Source organism: Streptomyces sp. BR123 (genome assembly GCF_013401435.1).
Taxonomy (GTDB): domain Bacteria; phylum Actinomycetota; class Actinomycetes; order Streptomycetales; family Streptomycetaceae; genus Streptomyces.
The window spans coordinates 1-2256 of the sequence record NZ_JACBGN010000540.1; the positions used below are offsets into that span (position 1 = coordinate 1).

Annotated in this window: 2 protein-coding genes; both read right to left on the reverse strand. The window is 72.3% G+C overall.

The genetic code is table 11. The features are described 5' to 3' along the window. Positions 1 to 26 precede the first annotated feature (26 nt). Positions 27 to 1673, reverse strand: coding sequence for an ABC transporter substrate-binding protein (locus HYE82_RS36045; protein WP_179178440.1), 1647 nt, complete (start codon positions 1671 to 1673; stop codon positions 27 to 29). A 51-nt stretch (positions 1674 to 1724) separates the two neighbouring features. Next, positions 1725 to 2256: hypothetical protein (locus HYE82_RS36050; protein ID WP_179178441.1), on the reverse strand; the 532-nt coding region annotated here is incomplete at its 5' end.

A 2256-nucleotide genomic window follows, 5' to 3' on the forward strand; every position in this document is an offset into this window, starting at 1 on the left:
GGGCGGGAGGGCCGGAGCAGGGCGGGTCAGCAGCCCGGGGCTCCCGTGCCGCCCCGCTGCGGCAGGCTCAGGTTGGGCGCGGAGCTGGGCCAGGTCAGGGTGGCCGTCTTCGTCGTCCCGTCCGCGTTGATCTGCACGACGGGGATGGGCTTGCCGACCGGGTTCCCGTCGTTCCCGAACGACAGCCACCCGCTGGCTCCGGGCAGCATCTGCGCGCAGTAGAACTGGTGCAGGATGCCGGTCAGCAGACCCGGGTTCTTCACGCCCGCCCCCTCGCGCCGGGCAGCGCTGACCGCGGCGGCCACCGCGTCGTGCGTGAGCATCGCCTGCCCGCTGGCCAGGCTCGCGGGATCGAAGGACAGCGGCGGCCGGGCGCCCTGTGTGGTGGCCAGGGGCTGCTTCGTGCACGGGTCGGGGCGTCCGGTGAACGCCGACCAGAACTGGTCGTAGTTGCGCTTGGCGTCCGTCCCGGGGCACTCGGTCCCCCATTCCTCGGGGCTGGCCAGCGCCGTGAACGCCACGGTGACCCGGCCCGTGGCGATGCCCTTGAGGACCACGTCGTCGCGGATGGCCTCCGAGGCGTCGTCGCCGGCCAGGATGTGCAGCCGGCCGATGCCGCAGGGCGCTCCCTGCACCCAGGTCTGGACGAAGGCGCCCAGATCACGGCCGCGGCCGGCGAAGTACACGGCGGACGGGGCCGCCTGGCACAGGTTGGCGTGCATCAGGGTGAACTGCTGCACCAGGTAGTCGGAGCGGCCCGCGCCGCTGGGCATGTCGCGGGGCGAGGTGTACGGCAGCACGGTCAGCGTGCGGTCCGGGGCCTGGAAGCGGACCTTGGCCTCGGCCGCCAGGGTGGCCGTGTAGTCGTCGCCCTCGACGCCGTCGGCGATCACGGCCATCGAGGTGACCGCCGGATTCAGCCCCGACACGTACTGGTTGGCCGCGATCACCGTGTCCGTGTTGGTCGGCGAGACGCGGAACATGTCGGGGATGAGCTTCCTGCCCGCCGGGTCCGCCGGGTCCAGGTTCATGGAGTTGCCGGTGACCGTGGAGCCGATGACGGGGATGTGCAGCCGGGACGAGATGGCCGCGGCGGCCTGCCTGGTCTGATCGGTGGACTGGCCGAGGCCGACGACCGCCGAGATGCGCTCGGGCCCGGCGTACTGCGTGACGCCGTCCACCGCCTGCTGCCAGGAGCCGTACCTGCTGCCCATGTTGGCGAGATAGAGCTTGACGCCGGGCCTGCTGCCGTACGCGGCCGTGTTGTTCGCCCGCCAGACGGCGGTGATCGCGCCCTCGATGTTGTGGTAGAGCGACTCGTAGGTCAGGGTGTCCACGTCGTGGACGGGCGACAGGTTGAGCATCAGCACGACGCTGGTGTACTCCCCCGTCACCGCGTCGTTCCCGGCGGTTATCTCCTTCTGGAGCGCGCGCATGCGGTCCGGGTCGTTCTTCGTGAACGGCTTGCCCTCCAGGTTCACCCCGACACAGGCCAGGGGCTTTCCGGTGGCGGTCATCCCCTTCCCGCAGGACAGCTCGGGCGGGAAGACGACGGGGAAGAGCTGTCTGCCGCCCACGACGGCGCCGGCCAGGACCAGGAGGATGACGACCACCGACACCACCGGATGGCGGCGCCACCGGAGGAACCGCGGAATGCGTACACCTGCGGGCATGAGGGACTCCTTGCGGTGCGCACGGCCACGCCGACGCGTGGCGCGGAAGGATCAGGCGAAGCGGGCGCCGGCCTGCTGGAGGGCGCTGACGTCGAGCAGACGGGAATTGTGCGCCAGGCGTTCGAAGCCCTCTTCGATCTGGGCGTCCCATCGCCGGCTGCGCTCGGTGAGCGGGTCGTTGTACAGCCACAGCAGGGCCAGGAGCTTTGCGGTGGCCACCGAGACGACGTCCCGGCCGGTCTGTTCGATCCCGGCGAGGAGGAGTGCGTACGCCTCCTGAGCGGACTGCCGGTGGACGAGGCGGCAGGGCGCCGACGCGAGGTAGTCGAGGAGCCGCACCCAGGCGCGGTGGTCGCGGTCGAACCGCTGGGCGAGCGCCTCGGCGACCGGCGGGAAGTCGCCCAGGGCCAGGGCGTAGAAGAGCTGCTGTTCGTCGCGGGCGACGGCCGAGCCGTTGTGCGCGGAGGCCAGGGAGGCCAGGGCCTGGGCCTGCCGGGTGAACACCTCCCGCCACGCGTCGGCCGGGGTGTCCCCGCCCGGCCGGAGCGGGGCGGGCTGGGCGGGGGCCGGCACGGTCGCGGGC